The sequence below is a fragment of the Streptomyces sp. NPDC058008 genome, from assembly GCF_042886395.1.
Lineage (GTDB): Bacteria > Actinomycetota > Actinomycetes > Streptomycetales > Streptomycetaceae > Streptomyces.
In genome coordinates this window covers 15519-30589 of the sequence record NZ_JBHVQX010000028.1, presented here as the reverse complement: position 1 = coordinate 30589, position 15071 = coordinate 15519, and the positions used below count along the sequence as shown (strand labels likewise).

The 15071-nt window shown below is 71.6% G+C and carries 15 protein-coding genes and 1 riboswitch; of the genes, 2 read left to right on the top strand and 13 right to left on the bottom strand.

The annotated features are described in order from the left end of the window. Window positions 1-104: 104 nt before the first annotated feature. The 13 genes from ACFVS9_RS25640 to ACFVS9_RS25580 form a co-directional block, all read right to left on the bottom strand. Entirely contained in the window at window positions 105-1187 is a 1083-nt protein-coding gene (locus ACFVS9_RS25640; RefSeq protein ID WP_389935803.1) for a hemolysin family protein, read from the bottom strand. After that, complete coding sequence (locus ACFVS9_RS25635) at window positions 1184-2587, bottom strand: hemolysin family protein (protein WP_383117603.1); 1404 nt, start codon at window positions 2585-2587, stop codon at window positions 1184-1186. Before ACFVS9_RS25635 ends, ACFVS9_RS25640 begins: the two co-directional genes overlap by 4 nt. 188 nt (window positions 2588-2775) lie before the next feature. Then, complete coding sequence (locus ACFVS9_RS25630; protein WP_383117604.1) at window positions 2776-3255, bottom strand: PH domain-containing protein; 480 nt, start codon at window positions 3253-3255, stop codon at window positions 2776-2778. A 39-nt stretch (window positions 3256-3294) separates the two neighbouring features. Then, entirely contained in the window at window positions 3295-4143 is an 849-nt protein-coding gene (gene hisG, locus ACFVS9_RS25625; protein WP_383117605.1) for an ATP phosphoribosyltransferase, read from the bottom strand. Window positions 4144-4195: 52 nt separating this feature from the next. Continuing rightward, window positions 4196-4468, bottom strand: coding sequence for a phosphoribosyl-ATP diphosphatase (locus ACFVS9_RS25620; RefSeq protein ID WP_383117606.1), 273 nt, complete (start codon window positions 4466-4468; stop codon window positions 4196-4198). A 35-nt stretch (window positions 4469-4503) separates the two neighbouring features. Beyond that, window positions 4504-4989 (bottom strand): 6,7-dimethyl-8-ribityllumazine synthase, encoded by a 486-nt coding sequence (gene ribH, locus ACFVS9_RS25615; protein ID WP_014157414.1) that lies wholly within the window; start codon window positions 4987-4989, stop codon window positions 4504-4506. A gap of 28 nt (window positions 4990-5017) precedes the next feature. Then, complete coding sequence (locus tag ACFVS9_RS25610) at window positions 5018-6304, bottom strand: bifunctional 3,4-dihydroxy-2-butanone-4-phosphate synthase/GTP cyclohydrolase II (RefSeq protein ID WP_383117607.1); 1287 nt, start codon at window positions 6302-6304, stop codon at window positions 5018-5020. Continuing rightward, window positions 6301-6945 carry a nicotinamide riboside transporter PnuC gene (locus tag ACFVS9_RS25605; RefSeq protein ID WP_383117608.1) on the bottom strand — a complete coding sequence of 215 codons (645 nt, stop codon included), beginning with the start codon at window positions 6943-6945 and terminating at the stop codon, window positions 6301-6303. The genes ACFVS9_RS25610 and ACFVS9_RS25605 overlap by 4 nt, the downstream gene beginning before the upstream one ends. Next, window positions 6942-7562 (bottom strand): riboflavin synthase, encoded by a 621-nt coding sequence (locus ACFVS9_RS25600; RefSeq protein ID WP_383117609.1) that lies wholly within the window; start codon window positions 7560-7562, stop codon window positions 6942-6944. The genes ACFVS9_RS25605 and ACFVS9_RS25600 overlap by 4 nt, the downstream gene beginning before the upstream one ends. Then, window positions 7563-8663 (bottom strand): bifunctional diaminohydroxyphosphoribosylaminopyrimidine deaminase/5-amino-6-(5-phosphoribosylamino)uracil reductase RibD, encoded by a 1101-nt coding sequence (gene ribD / locus ACFVS9_RS25595; protein ID WP_383117610.1) that lies wholly within the window; start codon window positions 8661-8663, stop codon window positions 7563-7565. Between the two features lie 159 nt (window positions 8664-8822). Then, window positions 8823-8953, bottom strand: a riboswitch (FMN riboswitch). A gap of 180 nt (window positions 8954-9133) precedes the next feature. Continuing rightward, window positions 9134-9376, bottom strand: a complete 243-nt coding sequence (locus tag ACFVS9_RS25590) for a hypothetical protein (protein WP_389935795.1) — start codon at window positions 9374-9376, stop codon at window positions 9134-9136. Between the two features lie 971 nt (window positions 9377-10347). Beyond that, on the bottom strand, window positions 10348-10569 hold the full coding sequence (locus ACFVS9_RS25585) for a DUF397 domain-containing protein (RefSeq protein WP_389935792.1): 222 nt from the start codon (window positions 10567-10569) through the stop codon (window positions 10348-10350). Window positions 10570-10601: 32 nt separating this feature from the next. Beyond that, window positions 10602-11468, bottom strand: coding sequence for a helix-turn-helix domain-containing protein (locus ACFVS9_RS25580; RefSeq protein WP_389935884.1), 867 nt, complete (start codon window positions 11466-11468; stop codon window positions 10602-10604). A gap of 549 nt (window positions 11469-12017) precedes the next feature. On the opposite strand from ACFVS9_RS25580, the gene ACFVS9_RS25575 reads away from it, so the two are divergent. Next, the gene (locus ACFVS9_RS25575; protein WP_389935789.1) at window positions 12018-13049 is read left to right on the top strand and encodes a MarR family transcriptional regulator; all 1032 of its coding nucleotides are present in this window, start codon (window positions 12018-12020) and stop codon (window positions 13047-13049) included. Window positions 13050-13165: 116 nt separating this feature from the next. Continuing rightward, the gene (locus ACFVS9_RS25570) at window positions 13166-14923 is read left to right on the top strand and encodes a hypothetical protein (RefSeq protein ID WP_389935786.1); all 1758 of its coding nucleotides are present in this window, start codon (window positions 13166-13168) and stop codon (window positions 14921-14923) included. The last annotated feature ends 148 nt before the right edge of the window (window positions 14924-15071 follow it).

Genomic DNA, 15071 nt, shown 5'->3' with positions numbered 1-15071 from the left:
GGGTGGTTGTGTGCGGGCTCCCCCTCATGCTCGGCGCCCACTCGCCCCCGGGCGCGGGTCTCCGCCCCGGGGCGCCGCCCCGCGGCACCGCCCGGCGGCGGGGGTCAGCCCAGCGGGGCCATGGCCTTCGGCACGTCCACCGTGCGGCGGGGCACCGAGACGCGGTGGGCCGGGTCGCGGACCTCGCCGACGAGCATCTCCAGGACGTCCTCCATGGCGACCAGGCCGAGCACCTTCCCGGACGCGTCGGCGACCTGGGCGAGGTGGGTGGCGGCGCGGCGCATGACCGTCAGGGCGTCGTCCAGGGGGAGTTCGGCCCGTACGGTCGCCATCGGGCGCCAGATCTGCTGGGGGACGGCCCGCTCGCCGTCCTCCAGCTCCAGGACGTCCTTGACGTGCAGGTAGCCCATGAATCCGCCGCCCTCCGCGCAGACGGGGAAACGTGAGTAGCCGGTCCGCACGGTCAGCTCCTCGATGCGGCGCGGGGTGACGGACGGGTCCACCGTGACCAGGGACGCCCGGTCGAGCAGCACATCGGTGACGGGCCTGCTGCCCAGCTCCAGGGCGTCCCCGAGGCGCTCACGCGCCTCGGGTTCCAGCAGGCCGGCCACGCCCGCGTCCTCCACCAGGCGGTTGAGCTGCTCGCTGGTGAAGACGGCCTCGACCTCGTCCTTCGGCTCGACGCCGAAGAGCCGCAGCACGAGCCTGGCACAGGCGCCGAGGGCGGAGGTGACGGGCCTGCACAGCCGGGCGAAGCCGACCAGGCCGGGGCTGAGCCACAGCGCGGTCCGCTCCGGGGCGGCCATCGCCAGGTTCTTCGGGACCATCTCGCCGATGACGAGGTGGAGGAAGACCACGGAGACGAGGGCGACCGCGAAGCCCAGCGGGTGCACGAGTCCTTCGGGCACGTGCACCGCGTGGAAGACCGGTTCCAGCAGGTGGGCGACGGTCGGCTCGGCGACCGCGCCGAGCGTGAGGGAGCAGACGGTGATGCCGAACTGTGCGGCGGCCATCATCTGCGGCAGGTTCTCCAGGCCGTACAGGACCTGTCTGGCCCGGTTCGACCCGCTCGCCGCGAGGGGTTCGACCTGGCTGCGCCGTACGGAGACGAGCGCGAACTCGGCGCCGACGAAGAAGCCGTTCGCCAGCACGAGGAGACCGGCGAGGATCAGCTGGAGGAGGCTCATCGCACGGCCTCCAGCAGGTCCTGGGTGAGCCGTTCGGCGTGCTCGGGCCGCTCGGGCCGCTCCGGCCGTTCCGCGGGGGGTGCGGGTATGCCGGTCAGGCGGACGAAGCGGACCTGCTCGGCCCGGTAGTGGCCGACCTGGCGGACGGAGATCCGCCAGTCGGGCAGCTCGGCCCGGTCACCCGGTGCGGGGATGCGTCCCAGCAGGTCGGCGACCAGTCCCGCCACGGTCTCGTACGGCCCTTCGGGTACGTCGAGGCCTATCCTCCGCAGGGTCAGCACCCGGGTGCTGCCGTCCACGTCCCAGCCGGCCCGTCCGTCGTCGGCGACGACGGGCGTCAGCTCGGGGCGGTCGGCGCCCTCGGCGTCGTGCTCGTCCCTCACCTCGCCGACCAGTTCCTCGATGATGTCCTCCAGGGTGACGACACCGGCGGTGCCGCCGTACTCGTCGACCACGACGGCGATCGGCTGCTCGCTGCGCAGCCGCTGGAGCAGTTGTTCGACGGGCAGGGTTTCCGGCACCAGGAGCGGTGCGACGGCGATCCGGCTCACCGGGGTGCGCAGCCGGTCCTGGGAGGGCACGGCCAGGGCGTCCTTGAGGTGGACCATGCCGACGACCTCGTCGATCCGGTCGCGGTAGACGGGGAAGCGGGACAGGCCCGTGGCCCGGGTGAGGTTGAGGACGTCGGCCGAGGTCGCCGACGCCTGGAGCGCGCTGACCTTCACCCGGGGCGTCATGACGTGCTGCGCGGTGAGACCGGCCAGCGACAGGGTCCGCACGAAGAGGTCGGCGGTGTCCTGCTCCAGGGTGCCGGCCTCGGCGGAGTGCCGGGCCAGGGAGACGAGCTCGCCGGGGGTCCTGGCCGAGGCCAGCTCCTCGGTGGGTTCGACGCCCAGCAGCCGCACCAGCCGGTTGGCGACGGTGTTCAGGGCGGTGATCACCGGCCGCAGGAGGGTGGAGAAGCGGTGCTGGGGCCCGGCGACGAACCGGGCGACCTGGAGCGGCCGGGAGACGGCCCAGTTCTTCGGCACGAGCTCGCCGATCACCATCTGGACGGCGGAGGCGAAGAGCATGCCGATCACGACGCTCACTCCGGGCACGGCCCCCGAGGGCAGTCCGGTGGCGGTGAGCGGTCCGGCGAGGAGCTGGGCCAGCGCGGGTTCGGCGAGCATGCCGACGACCAGCGAGGTGACGGTGATGCCGAGCTGGGTGCCGGAGAGCTGGAAGGAGAGTTCGCGCAGGGCGGCGACGACGGTACGGGCCCGGCGGTCGCCTTCGGCGGCGGCGCGTTCTGCGTCCGGCCGGTCCACCGTGACGAGCCCGAATTCGGCTGCCACGAAGAACCCGTTGGCGAGGATGAGGAGGAATGCCGCGAGAAGCAGCAAGAGGGGGGTGGTCATGCCGCCGCCTCCGGGGAGAGGGCGGCGCAGGTACTACCGGACGATCCGTCCATTGCTGGAGGGAGTCACTCCTTGGGTCGCAGGAATGTGCCCCGCGGGCCTCGGAGGCCTTCTGGTGCGGGGCGGGGCGCACCGGGTGCGCCACCGGTCCCAGAATAATCGGGATCGGGCCGAACGGGGCAGGGGGCTCAGCCGTTCTCCGTGGCGTTGTTCACTCCGCTGCCGTGGAATTCGGCGAGGGCCCGGAGTGCGCGGGCGTCGGCGATGGCCCGTTTCCTGGCGATTCCCGGCTGGATGCCGAGTGCGGGCATGCTGGTGCCGTCGCTGAGGTCGAGGAAGACCCAGGGGTCGCCGGCGCGCAGGTTGACGCTGAGGATCTCCGCCCAGGCCAGTCGGCGGGTCCGGGTGATGTTGACGACCGTCACCCCCTCCGCGTCGGCGGTGATGCGCGGCCGGCTGAGCAGGGCGAGCACGCCGAAGAAGAGCAGGGCGACGAAGACGAAGCTGGTCCGCTCCCCCGGGCCGAGGTTCTCCAGGATCAGCGCGACCGCGGTGATGACGACGAACATCGCCGCCCCCACGGCCAGCAGGACCACCCGGGTGAGGGTGGGCCTGAAGGTGACCGGCAGGGCGGGGAGTTCGGGAGACCTGGGCGCGGGGGCGGACATGGCGGCGCTGTCGTCCTTAGGTGTGCGGTGGTCCGGCCGTCAGAGGCGGCAGGCGTGGATGGCCGTCGTGAGGATGGCGCGCGCGCCCAGCTCGTACAGGTCGTCCATGATCCGCTGGGCCTCCTTGGCCGCGACCATGGAGCGGACGGCGACCCAGCCCTCGTGGTGCAGCGGGGAGATCGTCGGCGACTCCAGGCCCGGGGTGAGGGCGACGGCGCGCTCCAGGTGCTCGACCCGGCAGTCGTAGTCCATCATCACGTAGCTGCGGGCCACCAGGACGCCTTGCAGCCGGCGCAGGAACTGCTGCACCTTGGGGTCGTCGGCGTCGGCGCCCTTGCGGCGGATCACGACGGCTTCGGAGGACATGATCGGCTCGCCGATGACCTCGAGTCCGGCGTTGCGGAGGCTGGTGCCGGTCTCGACGACGTCGGCGATGATCTGCGCGACCCCGAGCTCGATGGCCGTCTCCACGGCGCCGTCGAGGTGGACGACGGAGGCGTCGACGCCCGCTCCGGCGAGGTGCGCCGCGACGATGCCCTCGTAGGACGTGGCGATCGTCATGCCGTCGAAGTCCTCGGGGCCGCTGGCCGTGCCGGGCTTGGTGGCGTAGCGGAAGGTCGAACGCGCGAAGCCGAGCTGGAGGATCTCCTCGGCCTCGGCACCGGAGTCCAGCAGCAGGTCGCGGCCGGTGATGCCGATGTCGAGGCGGCCCGAGCTCACGTAGATCGCGATGTCGCGCGGCCTCAGGTAGAAGAACTCGACCTCGTTGGTGGGGTCGACGAGGACGAGTTCCTTCGACTCCTTGCGCTGCTGGTAGCCCGCCTCATGGAGCATCGCCATCGCAGGCCCGGAGATTGCACCCTTGTTGGGGACGGCGATGCGCAGCATGAGGTCAGGTTTCCTTTGTGCGGAGGGAGTTCCGGGACGTGCGGGGGTGTGCTCAGAGGTGGGCGTAGACGTCGTCGAGGGAGATCCCGCGGGCGATCATCATCACCTGGACGTGGTAGAGCAGCTGCGAGATCTCCTCGGCGGCGGCTTCCTTGCCCTCGTGTTCGGCGGCCATCCAGACCTCGGCGGCCTCCTCGACGACCTTCTTGCCGATGGCATGCACGCCCTTGCCCACCAGCTCGGCGGTGCGGGAGGTGGAGGGGTCGCCGTCGGCGGCCTTGAGCTGCAGTTCGGCGAAGAGCTCTTCGAAGGTTTTGTTGGCCATGATGGTCCTTAGAATACGGGGTCCCGGAGGGTCGCTCAGCGCCAGGGTTCGCTGACGGTGCGCAGGGTGGCGGCGGTGGCCACGGCCGCGGTGACCGCTTCGTGGCCCTTGTCCTCGTGGGAGCCCTCCAGGCCCGCCCGGTCCAGGGCCTGTTCCTCGTTGTCACAGGTGAGGACGCCGAAGCCGACGGGTACGCCGGTGTCCACCGTGACCTGGGTCAGGCCGTTGGTGACGCCCTGGGACACGTACTCGAAGTGCGGGGTGCCACCGCGGATGATCACTCCGAGGGCGACGATGGCGTCGTAGCCCCGGCCGGCGAGCACCTTGGCCACGACCGGGAGCTCGAAGCTGCCGGGGACCCGGAGCAGCGTAGGCTCGTCGATCCCGAGGTCGTGGAGGGCGCGCAGGGCCCCGTCGACGAGCCCGTCCATGACCTTCTCGTGCCACTGGGCCGCGATCACCGCCACCCGCAGGTCTCCGCAGTTGCGTACGGACAGTTCGGGTGCGCCCTTGCCGCTCATGTCTCTCCTGTGTGTGTTCGTCGGGTGCTTACTGGTTGCCGCAGGACGACGCGGCGGCGTCGAGCCAGGGCAGGTCGTGCCCCATCCGGTCCCGCTTGGTGCGCAGGTACCGCAGGTTGTGTTCGCCGGCCTGGACGGGCATGGGCTCGCGCCCGCTGATCTCCAGGCCGTACCGCACGAGTGCGGCGGTCTTCTCCGGGTTGTTGGTCATCAGGCGCAGGGACCGCACTCCGAGGTCGCTGAGGATCTGGGCGCCCGCCGCGTAGTCCCGGGCGTCGGCGGGCAGCCCGAGTTCCAGGTTGGCGTCGAGGGTGTCGGAGCCGCGCTCCTGGAGTTCGTACGCGCGCAGCTTGGACAGCAGTCCGATGCCCCGGCCCTCGTGGCCGCGCAGGTAGACGACGACCCCGCGCCCCTCGGCCGTGACGCGTTCCATGGAGGCGTGCAGCTGGGGTCCGCAGTCGCACCGCTGGGACTGGAAGATGTCGCCGGTCAGGCATTCGGAGTGCACCCGGACGAGGACGTCCCGGCCGTCGCCGATGTCACCGTGGACGAGGGCGACGTGCTCGACGCCGTCGACGGTGGAGCGGTAGCCGTACGCGGTGAACCCGCCGAAGGAGGTGGGCAGCCGGACCTCGGCCTCACGGCGGACGGTCGGCTCGGCGCTGCGGCGGTAGGCGATCAGGTCCTCGATGGAGATGATCGTGAGCCCGTGCTTGCGGGCGAACGGCACGAGCTCGGGCAGCCGCAGCATCACCCCGTCCTCGCCGGCGATCTCGACGATGGCGCCCGCGGGGCGCAGCCCGGCGAGCCGGGCCAGGTCCACGGCGGCCTCGGTGTGGCCGTTGCGGACGAGGACGCCGCCGGTGCGGGCGCGGAGCGGGAAGACGTGTCCGGGGCGTACGAAGTCGCCGGGGCCCGCCCGCCCGCCGGCCAGCATCCGGAGCGTGGTGGCGCGGTCGGCCGCGGAGATCCCGGTGGTCACCCCGTGCTCGGCGGAGGCGTCCACGGAGACGGTGAAGGCCGTCCTCATCGATTCGGTGTTGTGCGCGACCATCTGCGGGAGTTCGAGGCGGTCGAGCTCCTCGTCCTCCATGGGAGCGCAGATCAGCCCGCGGCACTCGCTCATCATGAAGGCGATGATCTCGGGGGTCGCCTTCTCGGCGGCGACGACGAGGTCACCCTCGTTCTCCCGGTCCTCGTCGTCGACGACCACGACGGGCCGTCCGGCGGCGATGTCGCGGATCGCCTGTTCGACGGGGTCGAGCGAGAGGTCCTCGGTGCTGCGGTCGTGCAGCCAGGTGGGCTGGGCAGTCATGCCGTGACTCCTTCCAGAGGGGGTGTCCGCGTACGCAGCCACCAGTCGCGCATGCCCCACAGGACGAGGGCGCCGTAGACGACGTAGATGAGACCGGAGAAGGCGAGTCCGCTGTGGAAGTTGAGCGGTACGCCGACGAGGTCGACGAGCAGCCAGGCGAACCAGAACTCGACCATGCCGCGGGCCTGGGCGATCATCGCGACGAGGGTGCCGGCGAAGATGTAGGCGTCCGCCCACGGGCTCCAGGAGAGCGACGGGAAGGCCGTGAACAGGCCGCCGACCGCGAGTGTGCCGAGCGCCGCGCCGCCCACCAGGTATCCGCGCTCGCGCCAGGTGGCGAAGCGCACGGCGATGGAACCGTCCTGCGCCTGCTGCCTGCCGCGGGTCCACTGCTGCCATCCCCAGACGGCGACGGCGATGACGATCAGCTGCTTGCCGACGCTGCCGGCCTGCTGGACGGAGACGTTGGCGGCGACCAGGACGACGCCGGACAGGAGCTGGGCGGGCCAGGTCCAGACCGAGCGGAGCCAGCCCAGGGCCAGGGCGAACAGGCCGATCGTGTTGCCGAGCATGTCCGACCAGATGATGTGCTGGCCGAAGGCGCTGAACGCCTCCGAGTTCAGCCAGTCCAGGGCGTTCATGCGACCGGCTCCCCGGATTCGGGCGCGGCGCCGTGCGCGAGCAGCCGCTCGACGTACTTCGCGAGGACGTCCACCTCGAGGTTGACCGGGTCGCCGGGCTGCTTGAGGCCGAGCGTGGTCAGCGCGAGGGTGGTGGGGATGAGGCTGATCGTGAAGTGGGCGGGGCCCGCCTCGACGACGGTCAGGCTGACGCCGTCGACGGTGATCGAGCCCTTCTCCACGACGTAGCGGGCCAGGCCGGCGGGCAGGGAGACGGTGACGACCTCCCAGTTCTCGGAGACCTCGCGCGCCACGATGTGGCCGGTGCCGTCCACGTGTCCCTGGACGAGGTGCCCGCCGAGGCGGCCGCCGAGCGCCATGGGGCGCTCCAGGTTGACCCGGGAGCCGGGCGTGAGCGCGCCGAGGCTGGAGCGGTCCAGGGTCTCGGCCATGACGTCGGCGGTGAACTCGCCCTCCCCGAGGTCCACGACGGTGAGGCAGACACCGTTGACGGCGATGGAGTCGCCGTGCCGGGCGCCCTCGGTGACGACGGGGCCGCGCAGTCGGAAGCGGGAGGCGTCGTCGAGCTTCTCGACGGCGGTGACCTCACCCAGTTCTTCGACAATTCCGGTGAACACTCAGTTTCCCTTCCGAGCAGGGACGGGGACGGCGGTGATGCGCAGATCGGGGCCGATGCGGACGGTCTCGGTCACGTCGAGGCGCAACGCCTGGGAGATGGTGGAGATTCCGGCGTCGGCGAGGGCCGCCGGGCCCGCGCCGAGGAGGACCGGGGCGAGGTAGCCGACGACGGTGTCGACCGCTCCCGCGGCGACGAAGGAGCCGGCCAGGACGGGCCCGCCTTCGAGGAGTACGGAGCGCACGCCCCTGCCGTGCAGGGCGGCGAGCAGCGCGCCGATGTCCAGGCCGGGCCCGGTGGCGGCGCGCGGCAGGCGCAGTACGGCTTCGGCGGGCAGGTGGCCGGCCTCGGCGTCGTCGGCGACCGCGACCAGGGTGGGCGCGGACCCGTCGAGGACCCGGGCGCCGGGCCGGACGGCGGTGGCGCCGGTGTCGACGACGACCCGGAGCGGCTGGGTGGCGCCCTCGATGCCGCGTACGCCGAGCTGGGGGTCGTCGGCGCGGGCGGTCCCGGAACCCACGACCACGGCGTCGGCCTCGGCCCGCAGGCGGTGCACGTCGGCGCGGGCCTCCGGGGAGGTGATCCAGCGGCTGGTGGCGTCGGCGGCGGCGATCCGGCCGTCGAGGGTCGCCGCGTACTTCCAGAGGACGTACGGACGGCCCAGGCGGACGGAGGTGAGCCAGGCGGTGTTCCCGGCCTCCGCCTCGTCGGCGAGCAGGCCCTGTTCCACCTCGACGCCGGCGCCGCGCAGGGTGTCCGCGCCGCCTGTGGCCTGCGGGTTCGGGTCGGCCACCGCGTAGACGACGCGGCGGACGCCGGCCTCGACGAGTGCCTGGGCGCAGGGGCCGGTGCGGCCGGTGTGGTTACAGGGTTCGAGGGTGACGAGGGCGGTGCCGCCACGGGCCCGCTCGCCGGCCTCGCGCAGGGCGTGGATCTCGGCGTGCGGCCCTCCGGCGCGCTGGTGGAAGCCTTCGCCGGCCTGTTCCCCGGAGGCGTCGAGGACGACGCATCCGACGACCGGATTCGGGCTGGTGGCGCCGAGTCCGCGGGCTGCGAGCGTGATCGCCCGCCGCATGGCGGTTCTTTCGGCTGCGGTAGCCACCGGGTCCTCCTGCCTCTTCGGGCACGGACTCCGGGGCCTGTCGATGACGACAGATGAAGCGGAACGCAACAGGGAACGCCGGAAACCGAAGACGCGGATGTGCTCGTCCCGGGAATCCCGGAACGCATCCGCCTACGGCGGCGTACCTGTGACGGCCCGCCGCGCACTGCCTCCCATCCGGACTTTCACCGTCGGTCCAGGAATCTCACCTGGTCAACCGGCCGCTGGATGCGGACGGGTCGCGGACTATAACCGCCGGTTCGGAATTACACCGACCCCGGAGTGCGCTGCTGCTGGTACACGGTCATTCTGCCACGTCCGTCAACGGTCCATGCGGGTGACTTCTATGGGACGGCTCACAGAGCCCGTGCGGCCGCGGGGCCATGGAGCGTCCAGGCCTGTCGGCCGAGCGCGTTCCTGCTGGTGAGCGGCGCGGCTGGTGGACCGAGCCGCTCTCCGCCGCGCTTCCCTCAGCGTCCCGGTGCTGCTCGGCCGACCTGCTTCCGCTCCTGCCAGCGGGTGGATGTGAGCACCTCGCCCTTGTCGACGGCGGCCCGGCCGCTTCCGTCGGGGTCTGGGTCGGCATCGGCATCGGCATCGGCATCGGCATCGGTGAGCATCGCGCTGAACTCGCCGCCTGCGGTGCTCGCCCGCCCCCACTGGCACCCGAAGCTGCCTTCGGGCCCTGCGGTCTCGCAGGTGCCTGCCCTCACGCCCTCCCCCACGGGGTACGCCGTCTCCCTCGCCGGTGAGGGGCGTCTCCGGCTCGGGGGGCTCGGGCGGTGGGGCCCTGACCGTGGCGGCCCCGGTCACTCCGGGCCCGGACACCTCCACCCCTTGGCGACCGGCCTGGTGACCCTGGTGACGGTCACCTTCGGTGCGGGCCCGGCCGTGCCGTGGCCGTGGCCCGGCCGGCCGAGAGGCGGATCAAGGCTCCGAGGGACGGGGCGACGAAACCGGCGACTCCGTGGGTGAGCCCCTTCGCGCCCCGCGACGGCTTCGCGGGCGGGGCGCGGACTCTCGCGGGTAGGGCCGTACGGCAGGGGGGCGGGGTGGGCTGAGTCCGGTACGCACCGAGGGAGGGAGCGCTGGCGGGACCGGGGCCGTTCCGGGTGGGACCGGCACCGTTCCGGGCTGCTGCGGGCCGTCGGAACGCATCGTGCGGGCTCCTGGTCGTCGTGATCGGGCATCGCGGACCGGGGGAAAGGGCGGTCAGTGGCCCCGGAGGCGCCGATCCGCTTCCGTGCCCGGGTGGAGCACCACCTCGGGCGACGAGCCGCCGTCGTTCTTCACGCCGCCGCTGAAGTCGGGTCGCCCGGTCGCTGCGGCCCGACGAGCGGGAGGTGGAACCCTCCCAGGTCAGGGGACTGCCCGACGAGACCGAGGGGAAACGCGAGGTCCGGGCGACGGGCGTCGTCAACGCCGAGGCCGACTTCGGCAAGGTCTGGAGCGGGGCCTTCGCCGACAACATGGCGGACCACATCGGGACGCCCCGCCGGTACAGGCGCCAGCACTTCAGCCGTGGCAAGAGCGTCCACTTCACCCGGGACGGCAGCGCTCGACGGACCGCGTGGCGGGTGATCGGCCACGAGGGGAACGTGGACGGGTGGACGCTGTACGGACAAGGAGGGAGGGTCCGCCGCAGCGCCGGTTCGGCGCTGTGCGGACCCTCCCGATGCGCTGCTCAGTCGGCGACGAGCCCGACGAACCCGGCCCATGCGGCGGGCCCGACCGTCAGCACGGGGCCGCCGACCTGCTTCGAGTCCCGGACGTGTACGTGCGTGGCTGCGGCTGCGAACTCCACGCACTCGCCGCCGTTGCCACTGCTGTAGCTGCTCTTGCGCCAGGCGACCTCGACGCACTCGCCGCCGTCGCCGGTGCTGTAACTGCTCTTGAACCACTCCAACTCTGGCGCAGTCGGGTCAGTGCGTCGAACGGTCATTTCTCTCCCAGAAGTTTCTCAACGAACTCCGAAGACTCACGAGGAGTGAGCGCCTGCGATCGGATGATGCCATAGCGGGCTTCGAGCTGACGGACCTTCGCTTGACCTGTGTACAGACTGCTGTCACCTTGCGCTTCGGTGTAGGCAATACGCTGCCCCTGCACCGTGTCAATGAGTGTGAACGGCCCGCCCAGTGCCCCGTGATCCTCCCTGTCAGTCGGCATCACCTGAACTTCAACGTTACGCTTTTTGCCGATGAGCAGTAGCTGTTCCAGCTGACTAAACAGCACTGCCTGTCCGCCGATAGGTCGCCGGAGCACCTCCTCATCAATGATGAAGCTCAGCAACGGAGCTGGGTTCCGGTCATAGATGGCTTGCCTCGCCAACCGACCCGACAGCCCCCGCTCAATCGCGTCGTCGTCGAGCAAGGGGCGCCGCATCTGGAAGACAGCACGCGCGTACTCGGTCGTCTGCAACAGACCGGGGATCGCGAAGACGCCGTACACAGACAGCGCTATGGCACCGGTTTCCAGCCCTGCCATGTCCCGGAAGAACGCCGGGTACTGCGACCGCGCCAGCTCCTCCTTCAACGCCACCAGCAGTCCCCCGGCGTCCAGCACCCGGTCCGCCTTGTCGACGAACTCCGGCTGCGGGATGCGTCGCCCCTGCTCGAACGAGGCCACCGACTGAGCCGCGTACCCCAGCCGTTTCCCGAACTCCACCCGGTCCAGGCCCGCCCGCACCCGCAGCAGTTTCAACTGCCTCCCGAACGCGACCGCAACCCCGTTCTCCGACTTGCTCTCCGGCTGCATCCCCGACGAGGTCACCGCCCCCGCGCCCGTGACCGCCCCGTCCTGCGTCATCGCCACCCGCCTGTCCTACGTACGTACGCGCCTCAGCGCCTCGCGTACAACCAGTCCATGAAGGACAGCACTTCGAGGTCTCGTCCCCCGACGGCAGTGGCCCCGGAGGGAAGCGCCCGCCCCGGCTCGTCCCACTCGGGCACCGTAACGAGCCGGCCTTCCGCACGCGCACCGTTCCGGCCGCGTTCCCTCGAAGGAGTGGCCCGACGCTCGGGATGCGGGAGCCGAGCTTCGAGTGTCGGAACCGGATCGTTCACTCGTCGGGAGGACGGGATCACGGGTGTGGAACCGACGCTTGAGCTTCGGGATTCGGGGGCCGGGATGCGAGCTTCGGGACCCGAGCGATGTTGTTCACCCGGTGGGTGGAAGAAGGGTTCCGGGAAAACCTCCCCGCCCTCCCTGCCCGTCCACGGCCAGCCGGTATGACTAAACGTGATCAGCTTGCGGCGCACCGTGACGCCTGCTTACGGTGCGCCCGACGAATCGACCCCGACGCGGTGCAGAAACACCGGGCCGGGGTCTCACCCCAAGATCGAATCGAGCGATCTCGTGGCTACCCAGCAGCCTAGCCCTGCCCTTCACGCACCCGCATCCTCGCGCCCGTACGCGAAAGCCCGTCCCGGCTACGGCAAACGAACCGCATCAGGCCGCCAACACCCGCCCCGGACGGACGACTTCGCGTTGCTGCCGGAGCGCGAGCGGTACATCGCCGGATACGTCGACCGGCTCCCCGACGGCGCGGCCATGGACATCAAGTCGCTGGCCAAGAGCCTCCCGCTGTATGGCCAGATGGCCGTCTCCAGCGCGTTGAGGGCCCTCGGAGTGGCGGGACATCTACGGCGCGTACGCTGCCTGGCCGGCGAGGGGGAACAGGTCCGCTGGGTCTCGCGCACCTACTGGTCACGCGCCGCCCGCGACAACGAGTGGTGGGACACGTTCCTGACCGCCGAGGGCGGCCACTCCACGCCGGAGGCGGCACCCGCTCCCGCGCCTCCCGGCGCCGAAGCCACCGTCACGGCCCCGGCCTCACCCCTGCGGGCGACGACACCACCTGGCTCGCCGCCCCTGGCTCCGCCCGCCTCCGCGCCCGCATCGCTCGCCGTGCCCGCGCAGCGCGCCTCGACACCCGGGGCCGCCGCCTCCTCCGCGTACCTCGTCCTGGCCCGACTCGGCCGCCGGGACGCGCGCCTGGCTCTCTCCGCGGCTGACTGCCGGGCCCTGGAGCCCCTGGCCGCCGACTGGTTCGCACGCGGGGTGGACGCCGACTACCTCACCCGGGCCCTCACCGCGGGCCTCCCCGCCCAGGTCGGCTCCCCCGTCGGCTTCGTACGCCGCCGCCTCACCGACAAGGTGCCGCCGTACGCGACCGACGGCCCGGCCCACGCCACGACCGTCGCCCCGAAGGGCCACCTCCTCGCGGAGTGCACGGAATGCGGTCGCCCCGGCCCGCCCGAAGCGCTCCCCGACGGCCTCTGCCGCCCCTGCCGTACCACCCCGCCGGAGGCGCCCGCCGCTCCGCCCGTCGAACGCGACGTGCACGCACTGGTGGGACAGCTGCGCGCCTTGACCCGCCTGCCCTGATCCTCCGCGATCAACTCAGGGCATTCGTGCTGAATCGCGGGGCGTCGAGCCCTAGAATCCGACCCGTGAACGCCGACGGCGTCTGGCCGTTGGGCGTCCCCGCAGGAGGAGATCGCATGCAGGACCCTTCGGGCTCGATGGACATATCCGAGGCTGCGGAGAGCGGCCGGAGCGATGCCGCCGACCCGCCCGCGACGGATGATCCGGCTCCGGGCCCCGGCGCCGACTCGACGCCCGTGTCGACGGTCATCGCGGAGGTACTGCCGGGGGTGGCGGTCATCTGTGGTGAGGTCCCGGCCGAACTCAAGCCCGATCTGATCGACTTCGGCATCGTGCCGGCTGCCGACCGCAAGCAGATCTCCGCGGTCCTCGCCTCGCTCGGGAACGCGGCGACCGTGGCCGGCAACCTCACAAACGCCGTCGCCGGCGTGCAGGGGCTCTACCGGCTCGGCGACGCGACACAGGCCCTGCTGAAGAGCGGGGCGACGCTCGCCGCCAAGGACGGCGCGAACCTCGGAACGGTGATGCTGCCCGGCCGCATCCTGGGGCAGGCTCGCCTCTACCCCGTGAACGTGGTGAGCAAGGCACAGACCGCGGCCTCGATCGGGCCGGGACTGGCCATGATCGCCCTTCAGATGATGCTGAGTGAGGTCTCCGGCCTCGTCAGGACCAACCTGGCGGTGACGAGCCAGGTCCTCACCGCCATCCGCAAGGACCAGTGGGCCGAACTGGCCGGGCTCGTCGCCGCCATCGACCGGGCGGTCGACCAGGCGCGGGAGATCGAATCGGTCCCGGCGTCCCTGTGGGAAGACGTCGCGGGCAGTGGGGCGCTGCTGCGGAAGCAGATCGAGCTCTACCGGGGGAACGTCCAGGACCACGTCACGCAGATCGATCGGGCCGCCGCGCGCAAGCACCACGAGTACGTGCAGACGAACGCCGAGGCCATCGCCTTCGACTCCTACGCCCTCCTGTCCGCCCTCAAGGCATGGACCGGCTATCACGCGCTGCGCGCCGCGAGAGCGAGAGCCACCGGACGGGACGACCCGGCCGAGGCGCAGTACGCGGAGGTCATCGCGCGCGACACCCGCGCGGAGTTCGACTCCATGCTCACCGGGACGACGCGCCTCATCGACTCGCTGACGCGGGAGCTGCGCATCATGGCCGAGCTCCCCGGACGCGACACACTGCCGCTGCCGGGGAAGCGGAAGGAATCGAAGGCAGCCCGCCAGACCTCTGCCCGCCTCCTGGAGGCGATCGAGCCGCTGGCCGATGCTCTCCGCCCACCGGCCCCCGCGCTCGAAGCCCCGGACGTCGTCTGTGCCCCCGGGTCGCCGGACATCGAGCCGTACCTCCTCATCCTGCGCTGGCTCCTCGACGAGGGTGAGACCCTGCGTGTTCTCGGCTTCCCCGAACAGCTCGACGCTCTCGCTCCCGTCTCCGCGATCTTCAGCGGGGCGAAGGAGATGTTCGCGGGAGTGCGGGACAAGGCCGCGGCACACACCCTGGTCGCCATCACGGATCGCCGCGTCCTCACGGCCAGGGCGGGCGCGTTCCTGGAGCAGGCCGAGATCCGTGCGGACATCCCGATCGACCAGGTGCGGTACGTCCGCGCGGCGGCCACCCAGGACAAGGACACACGCCTGACCGTCGACCTCATCACGCGTGACGAGAACATCCGTTGGCTCTTCCACGCCGACACGGCGGGCGCGCACGTGGACGCGTTCGCCGCCGTGCTTGCCGAGTCGATGGCGATCCCGGACGCGGAACGCGATGCCCTGCGACAGCGGCGCCACGCGGCGATCGAGGCGGACGGCGGGAACGGGAGCACCGACGCGAGCTCCACGGAAGCGACCGGATCCCAGGCCGCGACCTGAGGCGCGGGCCAGGCCCTGTTGTGTCAGGTGGTCCGCCGGCTGGGACGGTGCCGAGCGGAAGCGTTCGAGGTGAGCGATTCCAGGCGCACCGTGCGGTGGTGAGGGCCGGTCGGGGCAAGTTCCCCGGAACCAGCCGTGATGCGAAGCC

Bases quoted from the DNA above. Each gene is read 5' to 3' on its own strand.
- ACFVS9_RS25640 (WP_389935803.1), bottom strand. From the start codon at position 1,187: ATGAGCCTCCTCCAGCTGATCCTCGCCGGTCTCCTCGTGCTGGCGAAC.
- ACFVS9_RS25635 (WP_383117603.1), bottom strand. From the start codon at position 2,587: ATGACCACCCCCCTCTTGCTGCTTCTCGCGGCATTCCTCCTCATCCTC.
- ACFVS9_RS25630 (WP_383117604.1), bottom strand. From the start codon at position 3,255: ATGTCCGCCCCCGCGCCCAGGTCTCCCGAACTCCCCGCCCTGCCGGTC.
- hisG (WP_383117605.1), bottom strand. From the start codon at position 4,143: ATGCTGCGCATCGCCGTCCCCAACAAGGGTGCAATCTCCGGGCCTGCG.
- ACFVS9_RS25620 (WP_383117606.1), bottom strand. From the start codon at position 4,468: ATGGCCAACAAAACCTTCGAAGAGCTCTTCGCCGAACTGCAGCTCAAG.
- ribH (WP_014157414.1), bottom strand. From the start codon at position 4,989: ATGAGCGGCAAGGGCGCACCCGAACTGTCCGTACGCAACTGCGGAGAC.
- ACFVS9_RS25610 (WP_383117607.1), bottom strand. From the start codon at position 6,304: ATGACTGCCCAGCCCACCTGGCTGCACGACCGCAGCACCGAGGACCTC.
- ACFVS9_RS25605 (WP_383117608.1), bottom strand. From the start codon at position 6,945: ATGAACGCCCTGGACTGGCTGAACTCGGAGGCGTTCAGCGCCTTCGGC.
- ACFVS9_RS25580 (WP_389935884.1), bottom strand. From the start codon at position 11,468: ATGACGCAGGACGGGGCGGTCACGGGCGCGGGGGCGGTGACCTCGTCG.
- ACFVS9_RS25570 (WP_389935786.1), top strand. From the start codon at position 13,166: ATGCAGGACCCTTCGGGCTCGATGGACATATCCGAGGCTGCGGAGAGC.